The organism is Phreatobacter stygius (assembly GCF_005144885.1).
Lineage (GTDB): Bacteria > Pseudomonadota > Alphaproteobacteria > Rhizobiales > Phreatobacteraceae > Phreatobacter > Phreatobacter stygius.
Genome location: NZ_CP039690.1, coordinates 5,039,016 through 5,053,487 on the forward strand (window position 1 = coordinate 5,039,016; position 14,472 = coordinate 5,053,487).

The 14,472-nt window shown below is 66.2% G+C and carries 17 protein-coding genes; 8 read left to right on the plus strand and 9 right to left on the minus strand.

All coding sequences use genetic code 11. The annotated features are described in order from the left end of the window. Window positions 1–62 precede the first annotated feature (62 nt). Window positions 63–860, plus strand: a complete 798-nt coding sequence (gene allE, locus E8M01_RS23695; protein WP_136962419.1) for a (S)-ureidoglycine aminohydrolase — start codon at window positions 63–65, stop codon at window positions 858–860. Between the two features lie 265 nt (window positions 861–1,125). Here the strand turns inward: allE and E8M01_RS23700 are convergent, their stop codons facing one another. Both E8M01_RS23700 and E8M01_RS23705 read right to left on the minus strand, forming a co-directional pair. Beyond that, window positions 1,126–1,476: an endonuclease domain-containing protein gene (locus E8M01_RS23700; protein WP_136962420.1), complete on the minus strand. Its 351-nt coding sequence runs from the start codon at window positions 1,474–1,476 to the stop codon at window positions 1,126–1,128. A gap of 81 nt (window positions 1,477–1,557) precedes the next feature. Further along, window positions 1,558–2,322 carry an SDR family oxidoreductase gene (locus tag E8M01_RS23705; RefSeq protein WP_136962421.1) on the minus strand — a complete coding sequence of 255 codons (765 nt, stop codon included), beginning with the start codon at window positions 2,320–2,322 and terminating at the stop codon, window positions 1,558–1,560. A gap of 280 nt (window positions 2,323–2,602) precedes the next feature. On the opposite strand from E8M01_RS23705, the gene E8M01_RS23710 reads away from it, so the two are divergent. From E8M01_RS23710 to E8M01_RS23725, 4 genes are all read left to right on the plus strand, one after another. After that, the gene (locus E8M01_RS23710) at window positions 2,603–3,838 is read left to right on the plus strand and encodes an MFS transporter (protein WP_136962422.1); all 1,236 of its coding nucleotides are present in this window, start codon (window positions 2,603–2,605) and stop codon (window positions 3,836–3,838) included. A 274-nt stretch (window positions 3,839–4,112) separates the two neighbouring features. Continuing rightward, the gene (locus tag E8M01_RS23715; RefSeq protein WP_136962423.1) at window positions 4,113–4,439 is read left to right on the plus strand and encodes a hypothetical protein; all 327 of its coding nucleotides are present in this window, start codon (window positions 4,113–4,115) and stop codon (window positions 4,437–4,439) included. Beyond that, window positions 4,427–4,885, plus strand: a complete 459-nt coding sequence (locus E8M01_RS23720) for a DUF2493 domain-containing protein (RefSeq protein ID WP_136962424.1) — start codon at window positions 4,427–4,429, stop codon at window positions 4,883–4,885. Before E8M01_RS23715 ends, E8M01_RS23720 begins: the two co-directional genes overlap by 13 nt. Before the next feature lie 104 nt (window positions 4,886–4,989). After that, a complete protein-coding gene (locus E8M01_RS23725; protein ID WP_170182043.1) occupies window positions 4,990–6,342 on the plus strand; it encodes a carbohydrate porin in 1,353 nt (450 codons plus the stop codon). A 16-nt stretch (window positions 6,343–6,358) separates the two neighbouring features. Here E8M01_RS23725 and E8M01_RS23730 read toward each other — a convergent pair whose 3' ends face one another. From E8M01_RS23730 to E8M01_RS23755, 6 genes are all read right to left on the minus strand, one after another. Further along, complete coding sequence (locus E8M01_RS23730; RefSeq protein WP_136962426.1) at window positions 6,359–7,081, minus strand: amino acid ABC transporter ATP-binding protein; 723 nt, start codon at window positions 7,079–7,081, stop codon at window positions 6,359–6,361. Window positions 7,082–7,088: 7 nt separating this feature from the next. Continuing rightward, a complete protein-coding gene (locus E8M01_RS23735; RefSeq protein WP_136962427.1) occupies window positions 7,089–7,799 on the minus strand; it encodes an amino acid ABC transporter permease in 711 nt (236 codons plus the stop codon). Next, on the minus strand, window positions 7,799–8,497 hold the full coding sequence (locus E8M01_RS23740) for an amino acid ABC transporter permease (RefSeq protein ID WP_136962428.1): 699 nt from the start codon (window positions 8,495–8,497) through the stop codon (window positions 7,799–7,801). Before E8M01_RS23740 ends, E8M01_RS23735 begins: the two co-directional genes overlap by 1 nt. Before the next feature lie 79 nt (window positions 8,498–8,576). Next, complete coding sequence (locus E8M01_RS23745; RefSeq protein WP_136962429.1) at window positions 8,577–9,404, minus strand: ABC transporter substrate-binding protein; 828 nt, start codon at window positions 9,402–9,404, stop codon at window positions 8,577–8,579. A gap of 38 nt (window positions 9,405–9,442) precedes the next feature. Then, on the minus strand, window positions 9,443–10,660 hold the full coding sequence (locus E8M01_RS23750; protein ID WP_136962430.1) for an aspartate transaminase: 1,218 nt from the start codon (window positions 10,658–10,660) through the stop codon (window positions 9,443–9,445). Between the two features lie 2 nt (window positions 10,661–10,662). Beyond that, entirely contained in the window at window positions 10,663–11,361 is a 699-nt protein-coding gene (locus E8M01_RS23755; RefSeq protein ID WP_136962431.1) for an RraA family protein, read from the minus strand. A 151-nt stretch (window positions 11,362–11,512) separates the two neighbouring features. Between E8M01_RS23755 and E8M01_RS23760 the strand changes: the two genes are divergently transcribed. Beyond that, a complete protein-coding gene (locus E8M01_RS23760) occupies window positions 11,513–12,421 on the plus strand; it encodes a LysR family transcriptional regulator (protein ID WP_136962432.1) in 909 nt (302 codons plus the stop codon). A gap of 6 nt (window positions 12,422–12,427) precedes the next feature. Here E8M01_RS23760 and E8M01_RS23765 read toward each other — a convergent pair whose 3' ends face one another. Then, window positions 12,428–13,108 (minus strand): dienelactone hydrolase family protein, encoded by a 681-nt coding sequence (locus E8M01_RS23765; protein WP_136962433.1) that lies wholly within the window; start codon window positions 13,106–13,108, stop codon window positions 12,428–12,430. 198 nt (window positions 13,109–13,306) lie between these two features. On the opposite strand from E8M01_RS23765, the gene E8M01_RS23770 reads away from it, so the two are divergent. Continuing rightward, entirely contained in the window at window positions 13,307–13,696 is a 390-nt protein-coding gene (locus tag E8M01_RS23770) for a hypothetical protein (protein WP_136962434.1), read from the plus strand. Between the two features lie 153 nt (window positions 13,697–13,849). Next, window positions 13,850–14,464: an SCO family protein gene (locus E8M01_RS23775; protein WP_136962435.1), complete on the plus strand. Its 615-nt coding sequence runs from the start codon at window positions 13,850–13,852 to the stop codon at window positions 14,462–14,464. Window positions 14,465–14,472 lie beyond the last annotated feature (8 nt).

The following is a 14,472-nucleotide window of genomic DNA, read 5'->3' on the forward strand; positions in this document are numbered from 1 at the left end:
CCGGTGGCCGCACTTTAGGCTCGGGGCCTCGCGCCCCCTCATCCGCCACCAAGGACCAGCCCATGCATCCGCGCTCTCTCAAAATCCCCGCTGGCCGCCTGCCGCCCGGCGCCATCGGGCACAATCGCGGCGTGGTCAGGCGGAACTATGCTTTCATGCCGCCGGAAGGCGTGCTGAAGAGCCGGCTGCCGGCCTATGATCTGACCGTGGTTCGCTTCCTGGCGGCGCCCGTGCTCGGTGCGCAATTCGCCCAGTTCGTCCTGGAGGTCGCGCCGGGCGGCGGCAGCAACCGCGCCGTCGTGGAAACCGGCGTCCAGCATTTCCTCTTCGTGCTGTCGGGCGCCGTGGTCATTCGGGTTGGCGCCGATCAGCCGGCCGAACTGACCGGAGGCGGCTTTGCCTATATCCCGCCGGGCGTCGCCTTCACGCTGAAGAACGAAGGCCGCGACGAGGTTCGCGTCCTGGCCTTGCGCAAGCGCTACGAGGCGATCGATCTGCCGCCACCGGAACCGATCGTGTCGCATCGCGACCGGGTGCCGCGCGAAAACCCGACCGGGCTCGAAGGCCGCGGCTTCCAGTATCTGCTACCGTTCGGTGATATGCGCTTCGACTTCGAGATGAACCTGATGTGGTTTCAGACCGGCGCGTCGTTCCCGGACGTCGAGACCCACATCATGGAGCACGGGCTCTACATGCTGGAGGGGCAGGGGCTCTATTTTCTGGGGCAGGAATGGCACGAGATCTGGGCCGAGGATTTCATCTGGATGGGTGGCTTCTGCCCGCAGCAATTCTATCCGACCGGTTTCGGCGACGTCGAATATCTCCTCTACAAGAACGTCAATCGCGACGTGGCGTTGTAGGGGATTGGGACCTCGGGGAAGGTTTGCTTGGCTTAGAAAAGCGCAACGAAATCAACCCTCTCCCAGAGGGAGAGGGTGCCCGCGTCAGCGGGCGGGTGAGGGGTCGTCCATCTCCGGCTAGGGCGGTGTGCTCGACGAGCATTGCCACCTTCCTCAACGCTCACGCCCCTCACCCGGCGCCTGACGGCGCCACCCTCTCCCTTTGGGAGAAGGTTGATCCGCTTGTGCTTTTTCGGTGTCGGGGTTTGCCGCTGACGGCAATCCCTCACTCCACGATCCGGCTATCCAAAATCGCCTTCAGCCGCGCCAGGCTCGGCTCAGGATGCTCCATGATCTCGCTGTTGGTGAAGCGCACGACCTCGAAACCGTAGCTGCAGATGACGTCCGAGCGCCCTGCGTCATAATCAGCCAGCGGCCCGTGCTGCCGCCCGTCGATCTCGATCACCACGCGGGCTTCGGTGCAAAGAAAGTCGACAACGTAACGGTCCACCGGCACCTGCCGTCGGAACTTGTAACCGCCAAACTGGCGGCCACGCAGAAGCTGCCAGAGTTGGTCCTCCGGCTTTGTTGCTTCATGGCGCAGGCGCCTTGCGAAACGCCGGAGAGAGGTCGTCATTGGATAATGATTGCAGATGTCGCGCGTGGATCAACCCTTTCTGGATCCAGAAAGGGTTGATGTCACAACGCCGGTGTCCGCTCAGGTGTGGTTGATCGACACCCCGCCATCGACCATCAGCGTCGAACCCGTCGTGAACGATGACGCGTCGGAGGCGAGATAGAGCGCCGAGCGGGCTTGCTCTTCCGGCGTCGCGATCCGCTTCAGCGCATGCAGCCCGCGCACGAAGGCCCTGGCCTCTTCGGTGGTGGCGAATTCGGCGGCCGCCTGCGTGTCGGTCCCGCCGGGCAGCAGCGCGTTGACGCGAATGCCCTGCGGGCCGAACTCCACCGCCAGCACCCGCATCAGGCCGAGCAGGCCGGCCTTGCTTGCGGCATAAGCCGCCATGCCCGGCATGCCGGCGGTATGGCCGACAAAGGTCGAGGTGAAGATCACCGAGCCGGCGCCGCGCTTGATCATCGCCGGGATCTGATATTTGGCGCCGAGAAAGGCACTGGTCAGATTGGTCTCGATCACCTGCGACCAGTTGGTCAGCGCCATGTCCGGCGTCGGCCCCATCTCGCCGAGGATGCCGGCATTGTTGAAGGCGACGTCCAGTCCGCCGAAGCGGCCGGTTGCTTCGTCCACCAGGGCCTTGGCGAAGGCCTCGTCCTTGACGTCGCCGGCGAGGGCCACGGCCTGGCCGCCGGCCTCGCGGATCTCGTCGACCAGTGCGTCGAGTTCGGGCTTCCGCCGGGCAGCGACGACCAGGCGGCCACCCTGGCTGGCGAACAGCCTGGCGGTGGCATGGCCGATGCCGGAGCTGGCGCCGGTGATGATGATGGTCTTGTTGTGAAGCTGGGTCATCGGGATGTCCTGGGGGTTGGGGCCGTGGGCAGCCCGGGCCTTGGGGTTGATGACGCCCTTAGAGCCGATGGGGCGCCATCGGGCACCCTGGTTCTTGCTCTCCAATCGGATCGCTCGGACGAGCCTGCGACAAGACCGCCTGCCGGCGCCGACCCGCTGGCGCAAAATGTCTTAGAAAGAGGGTTTTACGTCATTTCAGACATCACCGTGGTGAGCGAAACTTCGCACGGCGCCGCTGCAGTCGCGGCGCCTCAATCAGCAGGTCAGGCGGCACGCTCCCATGGCATCAGGTATTTTCGATCGTCTTCGTCCGCCGGCTTCCGGCACGCGCAACGCCACCGTGCTGGCCATTTGCCAGGGCCTGTTCACCGCCGCGGTTGCGATCGACCTGACGCTCACCGGCCTCACCGGTTACCAACTCGCTCCGGACAAGTCGCTTGCCACCTTGCCGTTCGCCATGATCACGGTTGCCGGTGCGGTCGTGACGATTTTCGCCTCGTTGCTGATGGAGCGCATCGGCCGCCGCTGGGGCTTCACGCTGGGGGCCCTGTTCGGCGCGCTCGGCGGGCTCGTCTCGGTTCTGGCGGTGTTTCGCGGCGATTTCTGGCTGTTCTGCCTGGGCACGGCCGGTGTCGGGGCGTTCCAGGCCTTCGCCCAATATTACCGGCTCGCCGCGGCGGATTCCGTGCCTGATGAAGCCAAGGCCAAGGCGATCTCGACGGTTCTCGCCGGCGGCGTCATCGCGGCCGTGCTTGGGCCGGCACTGGCGGCCTGGAGCAAGGATCTCTATCCGGTGCTGTTCGCCGGTTCCTACCTCATGGTGTTCCTGCTCGGGCTTGCCTCCGCAGCCCTGCTCGCCATCGGCTATCGGGATGTCGCCATGCATGCCGCTGCCGGGCAAGCTTTCGAACTTCCGGCCCGTCCGCTGGCCACCGTCATGCGCCAGCCGATCTTCCTGGCCGCCGCCGCCAACAATGTCATCGGCGGTGCGGTGATGATGCTGATCATGACGGCGGCACCACTTGCGGCGGTGGCCTGCAGTCACAGCATCGACGACGGCGCCAATATCATCCAATGGCATCTCGTCGGCATGTTCGGCCCGTCCTTCTTCGCCGGCCGGCTGATCGCCCGGTTCGGGCTCGCCACCGTGTTGTTCGCCGGCATGGCGCTGAATGTCGCCTGCGCGGTGGTCGCGGTCGCCTCCGCCAGCCTGACCGCCTTCTATCTTGCGCTGTTCTGCCTGGGCGTCGGCTGGAACTTCATGTTCGTCGGCGGCACCACCTTGCTGGCCCGGTCATACCGGCCGGCCGAGCGGGCGAGGGTCCAGGGGGCGGCCGAAATTCTGCGTTATGGGCTGACCGCCATCGCGACCCTCGGTGCTGGTCCGCTCCTCGAAACCTATGGCTGGTCCAATCTCAACATCGTCATTCTGCCGATGATCGTGGCCGCCGGCATCGTGACCTTGGTCTGGGTCCGGCAGGAGCGCCGGGCAGTGCTGGTACCGGCTGGCGAATGACCCCGGAATCGCGTGGCATTTGCGGGTTGACAGGCTCAGCCCGGCAAACTACTTCGGGCTCGCTCGGTTCCGCCGGGCCTTTTTCTCGAAAATCAAAGCAGAGCGATGGACAGCGACCCTAGTGGCGTCGCGGCGACCTCCTTGGTCGGCCGGGCGCTTCGACACCTGAACAGGACGGGATCCGATCTGATCGATCGGCTGAACGGCAGCAGGGCCTAGGGGGCTCCAGCGTCGCTCGCCTTCGGCCGGATTCGATCCGGTCAGGAGACGAGCCATGACAATCAAGACAGAGGCCTTTCGCGGCCCAATCGAAACTTTTCGTTTCACCGCAAGCTCCCGCGTTTTCACGCCAAAACTGAAGGCCATCGTGCCTGGCCTGCCGGGGCGCCCCGCTTCGGCGGACCAAGGCGCGCGCGTGATACCGATCAAGTCGCGGCCAAACCCTGGTGCCTTGGTCAACCGCCATGTCCTCGGCCGTCCGCGCGCGACCTGGCGCGTCAGTCCGGCGAGCGGCCGCCTCGAACTCTGCTGGAGCCTGGATACCGGCTCGAGCGCCGGATCAAAGGCGATGCCTCGGGGAGTTTTCCCATGCGTGTCCTGATCTGTGGTGGTCGGCATTATGACGACGCGGCCGCCATTCGGCGCGAGCTTGACCGCCTGCATGGCGGCCAGCCGATCGGCGTGCTCATCCATGGCGGGCTGGCGGCGATCGGCAATGCCGCCGAGGCCTGGGCGCGCGAGCACAACGTCCATGTCGTGCGTTATCCGCCGAACTGGACGCTGCTCGGCAACCGAGCCGAGGCGCGGCGCAATGCCTTCATGCTCGAAGACAGCCGGCCGGATGTTCTGCTGGCCTTCCCGGGCGGGCGCGATACGGCGGATCTCGTCCGTCTCGCGCGGGTCGCGGCAACGCCGGTCCGGCTGGCGCCCGCCGGTCGGCCCGGATGCGGTGCCGAGGCAAAGTCCAGCGACAGTCCGGAGGGCCGATCGCGAGGCTTTTCCCGGCATGGCCTGACAGCCGTCGGCTGCTCGCTGTGGGCAGCCTGACACACGCCCTTCACAAACTATCGAAACATAACGCAACATCTCGACACAGGTGATCAATGACACGCCAGATTCGGCTTGCGATGCCCCTTGGGCTCGCCCCACGCTTGAAGCTCCGCACCCTCGCATCGGCCGCGCTGTTGTCGCTCGCCGCCATTCCCGCTCACGCCCAGGGTTGGTCCTATCCGACCGGCGAGCGGGTGGCCGAGGATGTCCGGATCAACGCCCAGCTGACCGAGTTCATCCAGGGCTATCCGAGCTTCCGGGTACCCTATAGCGGGCAGAACAGCCTGCCGCCGGGCGGCCAGGTGCGCCAGTCGACCAGCATCACCGCCTATATGGGCTTCCGTCTGCCCTGGACCGGCGGCGAACTCTATTTCAACCCGGAATATTTCCAGGGCTTCGGCCTCGGCGATACGCTGGGCATTGCCGGCTTCACCAATGGCGACGCCCAGAAGGCCGGCAACCGGGTTGGCGTCCTGTCGGTCGCCAGGCTGTTCCTGCGCCAGACCTTCGCGCTCGGCCCCGAGACCGAATGGCGGCCGGGCGACTTCAACCAGCTCGCCGGTTTCGTGCCGACCCGCCGGGTGGTGGTCACCGTCGGCAAGTTCGCCTCCCTCGATATTTTCCAGACCAGCGCCTATGCCGGCGACACCCGGCGGCAGTTCTGGAACTGGTCGATCTGGGGGCCGGGCGCCTGGGACGTCGCGGCCGACGTGCGCGGTTATACCCAAGGTGTTGCGATCGAGGTGATCCCGGATCCGGCGCTCGCGATCCGCTATGGCGCGCTGCTCTTGCCCTCGCAGCCGAATGGCGGCGAGCTGCCGTTCCGCATGAACAACCTCAACCATATCCTGGAGGTTGCCTATCAGCACCGCTGGTTCGGCCGGCCCGGCGCGATCAAGCCTTTCGCCTTCTATTCGGTCGGCGCCATGGGCAATTACAGCCAAGCCGGCGTGATCAGTGCCGGCGGCGGGCTGACGCCGGACGAGGCGATGGCCACCACCCGCCGCTTCGGCAACCAGAAATGGGGTTTCGGCCTGCTGGTCGACCAGGAACTCGCCGACAATGTCGGTGCCTTCCTGCGCGCCAGCTGGAGCGACGGCAAGACCGAGACCTTCGCGTTCACCCAGATCGACCGCTCGGTGTCGTTCGGCCTGAGTTTCAAGGGCGAGTTGTGGAACCGGCCGGGCCATTCGGCCGGCATCGCGGTGGCGCAGAACGATCTGTCCAGCCACCACAAGCAGTTCCTCGCCTCCGGCGGCACCGGCATCATCGTCGGCGACGGGCGCTTGAGGTACGGCAGCGAGCGGCTGATGGAGGCCTATTACGAGCTGCCGGTCTACCGCGACAACGTCTTCGTCGCGGCCAATTACCAGCTCGTCCACAATCCCGGCTACAACCGCGACCGCGCCGGCCCGGTCCATGTCTTCGGCATGCGCATCCACGCCCGCTACTGAGCCGGACCGGCGCGCCTCACACCCGCCGGCTGAGGAAACTCTTCAGCCGCGGGTGGCTGGGGCTGTCGATCAGGTCCGCCGGCGCGCCGCGTTCGGCGACGCGGCCTTGCTCCATGAACCAGATCTCGTCGGCCACCTCGCGGGCAAAACCCATTTCGTGGGTGACACAGATCATGGTCATGCCGGCCGCCGCGAGCTGCTTCATGGCGGCGAGCACTTCGCCGACCATTTCCGGGTCGAGCGCCGAGGTCGGCTCGTCGAACAGCATGGCCTCGGGGTCCATGGCGAGCGCGCGGGCAATGGCGACGCGCTGGCGCTGGCCGCCGGAGAGCTTGCCCGGCATCTCGTCGGCCTTGTCGGCCAAACCGACACGGGCGAGTTCGGCGAGCGCCCGCTCGCGCGCTTCCGGCTTGGCCATGTTGCGCAGCTTGGTCAGTCCCAGCGTGATATTGCCGGCCGCGGTCAGGTGCGGGAACAGGTTATAGGCCTGGAACACGAAGCCGACGCGCTGGCGCAGCGCATTGATGTCGAGGCCGCGGCCGGCAATGTCCTGGCCGTCGACCGTGACGCGGCCGCCCTGGATCGCCTCGAGCCGGGTCACCGTGCGGATCAGCGTCGACTTGCCGGAGCCCGATGGCCCGACCAGCACCTTGACCTCGCCGCGGCGGACCTCGCCGGAGACCCCGGCGAGCGCCTGCATCGGCCCGAACCATTTGTCGACATTCTCGAAGCGGATCATGCCGGCCTCACGCGGTCACCGTCACGCCGGGCGCCGCACCGCGCTCGGCTGAAATGCGCCGCTCGATGAAGCGGGCGAGCGAGGTCAGCGCGAAGCACAGCGTGAAATAGGTCAGCGCCAGGATGCCATAGACCTCGAACGGCTTGGTCAGCAGCACGTTGTTGACCTGGCTCGCGGCGAAGGTCACCTCATGCGCGCTGATGACGTAACCGAGCGAGGTTTCCTTGATGGTCGAGACGAACTGGCTGACCATGCTCGGCAGCATGTTGTGCAAGGCCTGCGGCAGCACGACCTTAAACGTCGTGGCGAAATAACCGAGGCCCAGCGCCTTGGCCGCTTCGACCTGGCCCTTGGGCAAGCCTTCGATGCCGGCGCGGATGATCTCGGAGAGATAGGCCGCCTCATAGATCACCAGTGCGATGACCAGGGTTTCGACGCCGCCGACGGCGCGCCCGATGATCAGCGGCGAGAAGAAATAGGTCCAGAAGATGAACATGATGAGCGGCAGGCCGCGCACCCCGTGGACGATGGCTGTCGCCGGCAGGCGCAGCACCCGATAAGGGCTGAGGCGGGCCAGAGCCAGCGCGATGGCGAAGGGAAAGCACAAGGTCAGCGCGGTCACCGCCATGAACATCGTCATGGCGAGGCCGCCGATCGGCCCGTGCGGATATTGGCCGACGAGGAACAGGAGCCAATTGTCCTGGAGGATCTGCAGCATCAGCGCGCCTCCAGCTTGAGCCGGCGGTCGGCGAAATCGCCGAGCGCCATGATGCAGAAGGACACGGCGAGATAGACCGCGGTCGCGACCGCGAAGGCCTCGAAGGTCTTGAACGTGTAGCTCTCCACCTCGCGGGTGCGGTAGGTGAGTTCGCCAACCCCGATCGCCATGGCGAGGCTGGTGTTCTTGAACAAGAGCAAGGTCTGGTTGATCAGGGGCGGGATGACGATGCGCAGTGCCTGCGGCAGCACGATATAGCCCATGGCGCCGAGATAGCCGAAGCCGATCGAGCGTGCCGCCTCATATTGGGTCTTCGGGATCGAGCGGATGCCGCTGCGCAGGTCCTCGGCGACATAGGCCGCGGCCGCCAGGCCCAGCGCCACGGTGGCCAGCAGGAACTCGCCGTGATGGGCGTTGATCCAGAGCCTCGCCCAGCGCGGCAGGAGCGAGGGCACGCCGAAATACCAGACGAAGATCTGCACCAGCAGCGGCACGTTGCGGTGATATTCGACATAGAGCGCGACGAACCATTCGAACGGCCGGAACGGGATCATCCTGACGAGGGTGAGCAGGATGCCGACCGTCATGGCCAGGCACCAGGCGGCCGCCGTCAGCGCCAGCGTGGTGGCGATGCCGATCAGGAACCAGTTGAGATATTGGCCGCTTAAGACCGCGCCGAGATCGAAGACATAACCCATTGCGTCAGGTCCCGTGGGAGGGCGCTCAATTGACCCTCTCCCTGAGGGAGAGGGTCGATGAAGGCAGCCCGTTCCCGCCTCAGCGGATCTCTTCGATCTTGAAGTCGCGGCGGATGTTGAACACCGTGCCTTCGCCCAGCCACTTGGTGAAGATGCGGTCGATCTCACCGGAGCTTTCGAGCCCGGCGAGCACACCGTTCACGTGGTTGCGGAACGCCGTCTCGCCACGGCGCAGGCCGAGGCCCCAGGGTTCGGCGAACAGCGACTTCTCGATCACCACCATCGGGTTGGTCGCCTGCGCCTGCTGGCGCAGCTTCACCAGGATCAGTTCCGAGGCGCAGAAGGCGTCGACCTTGTCCTGCACCAGCGCCAGGAAGGCGGACGAGGTGTCCTGGAAGGTGACGGTGTCGGCGGTCGGGATCAGTCGGCGCACGCCCTGTTCGGAGGACGAGCCCTTGATCGCCGTCACTTTCTTGCCGGCGAGCTGTTCCAGCAAGGTGAGGCCGGACTCGCGCGTCACCATGATCTTCTGCTGGCTGACGAAATAGGAGAACGAGAAGTCGATCTGCTGGGCGCGCTCGGGCGTATGGCCGAGATTGGCGGCGAGGATATCGACCCGGCCCTGGGTCAGCTCGGGGATGCGCGCTTCCACCGCGATCGGCTTCAATTCCAGCGCCACGCCGAGCGATTCCGCCACCTTCTGGCAAATGTCGACGTCGTAACCGACGATCTGCCGGGTCTGCGGATGCTGGAACGAGAACGGCTCGGCGGTGCCGAGCGTGCCGCAGATGAGCTTGCCGCGCGAGCGGATGTCGGCGAGCTGGTCGGCCTTGGCGGCGAGCGTCGCGCCCGCGACGAGGGCCGCGCCGAGCGCCAGGACGGAGGTGAGCTGGGATGCGCGTTTCATGGTAGGTCCCCTTGTGGTCTTGATCTGCTGTTTCTTGATCAGTTGAGCGCCTGGCTCGCGCGTTTCAGCCGCGTACAGGCTTCTTCGATATCGCTGAGCGAGGTGGCGATCGACAGGCGGAGATACGGCGACAGCCCGTAGGCCGCGCCGTCGAGCACAGCGACGCCGGCCTCTTCCAGGAAGAACAGCGCAACGTCGAAATCGGTCTTCAGCTCACGCCCGTCCGCCCGCTTCCGGCCGATCAGCCCGGCAACGGAAGGGTAGACATAGAAGGCGCCATCCGGCGTCTGGCAGGTGATGCCGTCAATGCCGTTCAAGAGTTCCACCGCCCGGTCGCGCCGCGCCCGGTAGGCGGTGCGCGCCTCGGCGACGAAGCTCTGGTCGCCTTCGAGCGCCGCCGCCGCGGCCGCCATGCTCATCGAGGCGGCGCCCGACGTCGTCTGCGACTGAATGACGTTGATCGCGCCGATGAGCGGCTTCGGGCCCGCGCCATAACCGATGCGGAAACCGGTCATGGCATAGGTCTTGGAGACGCCGTTGACCAGCAGCGTGCGGCCGGCGAGACGCGGCTCGATCGCCACCGGCGAAACCGGCTCGCCGCCGTCGAAGCGGATATGCTCGTAGATGTCATCGGTCATCAGGGCCACATGCGGGTGGCGCATGAGCACGTCGGTCAACGCCTTCATTTCGGTCGCCGAATAGAATGCGCCGGTCGGGTTCGACGGGGTGTTGAGGATCAGCCAGCGGGTCTTTGGCGTGATCGCCTGTTCGAGCGCCTCCGCCGTCAGCTTGAAACCGGAATTCTCGCCGCAGGCGACAATGACCGGCGTGCCGTCGCAGGCCAGCACCATGTCGGGATAGGACACCCAAAAAGGCGCGGGAACGATCACCTCGTCGCCTTCGCCAAGGGTTGCGGCCAGCGCGTTGAAAAGGACCTGCTTGGCGCCGGTGCCAACGGTGATCTGGTCGAGCCCATAGGTGACGCCGTTCTCGCGGGCGAGTTTGGCGGCGATCGCCTTGCGCAGGCGTGGCGTGCCGTTGACCGGCGTATAACGCGTCTCGCCGGCCGCCATGGCTGCGGTCGCGGCGGCCTGGATATGGGCCGGCGTATCGAAGTCCGGCTCGCCGACGGTCAGGTCGATGATGTCGTGACCCTGAGCCTTCAGCTCCTGGGCGCGCATGCGCGCGACCATGCTGGGCGAGGGTTTGATGCGCTTGACGCGCGGCGACAGCGGGATCTCGGTGACGACGGTCATGATCAGGCCTTCTCCACGACGCCGGCGTCGCTGGTATGAGTCTTCTCGGCGACGCCGGTGGCGCCGATATAAGAATTGTCGAAGCGGCCCTCTGCGATCGCGCTGAGCGCACCGGCCTCGCGCGCCTCCTGTTGCTGCACCAGCGCCAGCAACTCCTCGGCGTCGGCGCGGTCGAAACAGATGACGCCGTCCTCGTCGCCGACCACCACGTCGCCGGGCATCACCACCATGCCGTCAATGGCAACCGGCACATTGATCTCGCCGGGGCCGGCCTTGTAGGGACCGCGATGGGTGACGCCGCGGGCATAACAGGGGAAGTCGGCGCTGGCGAAGGCGGCGACGTCGCGGATCGCGCCGTCGATCACGAAGCCGGCGACCCCCATCACCTTGGCCCGGCTCATCATGACCTCGCCGACCAGCGCCTGGATCAGGTCGCCGCCGCCGTCGACCACCAGCACGTCGCCAGGCCGCAGGATCTCATAGGCCTTGTGCAGCATGAAATTGTCGCCTGGCCGGGTCTTCACGGTCACCGCGGTGCCGACGAGCTTGCCGGCGCGGTGGTAGGGGCGCAGCGCCCGCGTGCCATGCAACCGGTTCATGTTGTCGGAGATGACCGCCACCTGGGCCGAACGGAAGGCGTCGAGAATGCCCTCGGGAACCGGCGGCGCGGATGGGTTGGAACGATGACCAATGAGCGACATGGGCGTAAGGACCGTGTGCTGGAATGCGGGCTGGATGAAGATTATGTGACCCGCGCGGGATGACAGAAAGCGAATATTATTCGCATTCTCAATCGCTTTTGTTCATTGAACGGGATAGGGACGATCACGTCTGTCGCGAGGAGTTGTGCCCATGCCGGTCACTCTGAAACAACTCGAAGCCTTTTACTGGACCGCCAGCCTTGGCGGATTCGTCGAAGCGGCCGACCGGCTGAACCTCGCGCAATCGACCATTTCGAAGCGCATCCTCGAGCTCGAGGACGTCATTGGCGGCCAGCTGCTCGACCGTTCCAGCCGGACCTTGCGGCTGACCCGGGCGGGAGAGGCGAGCCTTGGCCTTGCCGCCGACATGCTGTCGCTGGAGCTGCGCTTCCGCGAGGCGGCCGGCGGCGCCGCGACGTTTTCCGGGCCGTTCCGCTTCGGCGTCACGGAACTGGTCGCGCTCACCTGGCTGCCGAATTTCATCGTGGCGATGAAGGCCGACTATCCAGGCTTGGTGCCGGTACCGGAAGTGGCCGCCAGCATCGATCTGTTCGAAAAGCTCGGCGCCAATGAACTCGACCTGGTCATCGGGCTCGACCCGCCGCCGGGCTCGACCGTCACCGCGGTGCCCTTGCAGGGCGTCAAGCTGGAATGGGTCTGCGCGCCCGGCTTCGGCCCGGCGAAGGACAAGATCCCGCTGAAGGAACTGAACAACTATCCGATCCTGACCCAGGGCCAGGGCTCCGGCCTGCAGCGCCTTGTGCTCGACTGGGCTGTGGTCAACGGCTTGACCGTCAATCAGGTGGTCCAGTGCAACAGCCTGAATGTGCTCGCCGGCCTGGCGGCCTCGGGGCTCGGCATCACCTTTCTGACCGCCAGCTATTTTGCGCCCGAGATTGCCAGCGGCAAGCTCAGGATCATCGAGACCGAGCCGGCCATTCCGCTCTTGCATTATTTCGCCGTCCACCGCGCCCAGGATCTGTCGCCGCTCGGCGCCCGCATGGCGGCGATTGCTCAAGGGTGCTGCGATTTCTCGGCGCGCAGCCTGCCCGGGCGCTAGGGTGCGTCAGCCGCCATGCGCGCGGAACAGCGCCAGCGTGCGCTGGAAGGCGAGCCCGGCACTGACCGAGTCATAGTCGGCGCGGCGGTCGGAATTGAAGCCGTGGCCGGCGTCATAGAGATAGACCTCGACCTCCGGCCGGGCCAGTTTGAACGCTTCGATGCTGTCGAGCGGAATGCCGCTGTCCTGTTTGCCGAAATGCAGGATGGTCGGGCAGCGTGGCGCTTCCGCCGCGAGGCGCGGGACCATGCTGCCGTAATAGCCTGAAGCTGCCGACAGCCCTGCACAGCGCGCCGCCGCGGCATAGGTCACCGAGCCGCCGTAACAATAGCCGGTGATGAACACCGGACCGGCGGACCGCAGCATCTCGATGCAGCTCTGGGTATCGGCAATCGACAGGTCGAAAGGATGTTGCTCGCGGGCGATCTTGATCGCCATCGCGATGCCCTCGGGGCTGTAGGGCGCCTGCAGGCCCGGGGCTTCGCGGTCATAGAGCGCCGGCGCCAGGACCTCGTAGCCTTCCGCCGCGTAGACGTCGCATTGCTCGCGGATATGATCGGTCAGGCCGAAAATCTCCTGGATCAGCACCAGGCCGCCACGCCGTCCGGCCTTGGGCTTCACGTGATAGACGTCGATCTCGGCGCCGTCGGCCATGCGATGCGCCGTGACCTTACCCTGTTGAGCCATGCCGTACCCCGCTTTCGCCGCCAAGCGGCAGAACAACCGATGCCGATGATCCCGCCGCTTCACCCGGCTTGTCCAGCAGGCGCGGCCCCCGCCACGGCTTTGTGAACCGCGGCATCCGGCATGCGACACATCGGGTGCTTGGCGGCCGGCTTGCGTGCGGCTAAGGCTCTTATTCTGGTTTTCACAGTCCCGGTCGCCATGCTGGCTCGCCTGCGCCATCCCGATCTCCGGCCCGTCGTCGCGGCATTGTTCGCCGTGGCGATGATCTGGCTCGGCTTCGGCCACAGGCCGGTCGTGCTTGGCGAAGCCAGCGGTCCGCCCGGTTTCGCGCAACTGGTCCTGCCGGATGGCAGTCCGGCCGAATTCTGTGCGCCGGCCTCCGACGCGGCGCCGCGCGGGAAGCCGCATGCCGGTGCGCATTTGTGCGACGCCTGTGTGCTGGCCGTCCGCCCGGTGCCGGCGGCGGTCATGGCGCGTGCCGCTCCGGCCATGCCGGGCGCAGCACCTGTCACCATCGCTTCGGCCGAGGTCAGGCCGCGGGATCAGCTCGGCCGCCCGCAATCGCGCGCGCCGCCGCCGGCCGCCTGACGGCGCCCGGCCGTGCCCGCTGAGGGCATCCGGCAGCGCGCCTTTGTGGCATTCTCATCCCGGCGTGACAGGCCGGCATTCCGGCGCAAGTCTGCGACAGCGTGAGCAGGCCTTGCCTCAAGCCGGCATTTCCGTTTCCGACGAGCAAGCTTGATGACACCTCTTCGTTTCATTCGTTACGGCCTCTGGGGCCTGATCGCGGTCATCGCCGCCGCGGGCGCCTGGGCCTATTGGCAGGGGCCGCTGCCATCACCGCGCAGCGCCACCACCTTGCTCGACCGCGACGCCATCGGTGGCCCGTTCGAGCTGACCGATGAAAATGGCCGGCGCCTGTCGTCGACAAGCCTCGCCGGCAAGCCCTATGCGATCTTTTTCGGCTTCACCCACTGTCCGGATGTCTGCCCGACGACGATGATGGAAATGGCCAATGTGATCCAGGAGCTTGGCGATGCCGCACGCGATTTCCGCGTCTTCTTCGTGTCCGTCGACCCCGTGCGCGACACGCCCGAACTCCTGAGGGTCTATACCGATTCCTTCGATCCCAGGATCATCGGGCTGACCGGCTCGGAAGCCGAGATCGCCGCGGCGGCCAAGGCCTTTCGGGCGGTCTACATGAAGGTGCCGACCGAGGGCGAGACCTATACGATGGAACACACCGCCATCGTCTATCTCATGAACGGCGAGGGCCGGCTGGCCGGCACCATCGCCTATGGCGAGGCCCATGACGCCGCACTCGACAAGGTGAAGCGGCTGCTGGCCGGGGGGTGAGGGGCGCG

Coding starts and splice junctions, on each gene's coding strand:
- E8M01_RS23740 (WP_136962428.1), bottom strand. CDS start 8,497: ATGGGTTATGTCTTCGATCTCGGCGCGGTCTTAAGCGGCCAATATCTC.
- E8M01_RS23755 (WP_136962431.1), bottom strand. CDS start 11,361: ATGTCGCTCATTGGTCATCGTTCCAACCCATCCGCGCCGCCGGTTCCC.
- E8M01_RS23760 (WP_136962432.1), top strand. CDS start 11,513: ATGCCGGTCACTCTGAAACAACTCGAAGCCTTTTACTGGACCGCCAGC.
- E8M01_RS23705 (WP_136962421.1), bottom strand. CDS start 2,322: ATGACCCAGCTTCACAACAAGACCATCATCATCACCGGCGCCAGCTCC.
- E8M01_RS23745 (WP_136962429.1), bottom strand. CDS start 9,404: ATGAAACGCGCATCCCAGCTCACCTCCGTCCTGGCGCTCGGCGCGGCC.
- E8M01_RS23720 (WP_136962424.1), top strand. CDS start 4,427: ATGCGTGTCCTGATCTGTGGTGGTCGGCATTATGACGACGCGGCCGCC.
- E8M01_RS23730 (WP_136962426.1), bottom strand. CDS start 7,081: ATGATCCGCTTCGAGAATGTCGACAAATGGTTCGGGCCGATGCAGGCG.
- E8M01_RS23700 (WP_136962420.1), bottom strand. CDS start 1,476: ATGACGACCTCTCTCCGGCGTTTCGCAAGGCGCCTGCGCCATGAAGCA.
- E8M01_RS23765 (WP_136962433.1), bottom strand. CDS start 13,108: ATGGCTCAACAGGGTAAGGTCACGGCGCATCGCATGGCCGACGGCGCC.
- E8M01_RS23770 (WP_136962434.1), top strand. CDS start 13,307: ATGCTGGCTCGCCTGCGCCATCCCGATCTCCGGCCCGTCGTCGCGGCA.
- E8M01_RS23735 (WP_136962427.1), bottom strand. CDS start 7,799: ATGCTGCAGATCCTCCAGGACAATTGGCTCCTGTTCCTCGTCGGCCAA.
- E8M01_RS23775 (WP_136962435.1), top strand. CDS start 13,850: ATGACACCTCTTCGTTTCATTCGTTACGGCCTCTGGGGCCTGATCGCG.
- E8M01_RS23715 (WP_136962423.1), top strand. CDS start 4,113: ATGACAATCAAGACAGAGGCCTTTCGCGGCCCAATCGAAACTTTTCGT.
- E8M01_RS23750 (WP_136962430.1), bottom strand. CDS start 10,660: ATGACCGTCGTCACCGAGATCCCGCTGTCGCCGCGCGTCAAGCGCATC.
- E8M01_RS23710 (WP_136962422.1), top strand. CDS start 2,603: ATGGCATCAGGTATTTTCGATCGTCTTCGTCCGCCGGCTTCCGGCACG.
- allE (WP_136962419.1), top strand. CDS start 63: ATGCATCCGCGCTCTCTCAAAATCCCCGCTGGCCGCCTGCCGCCCGGC.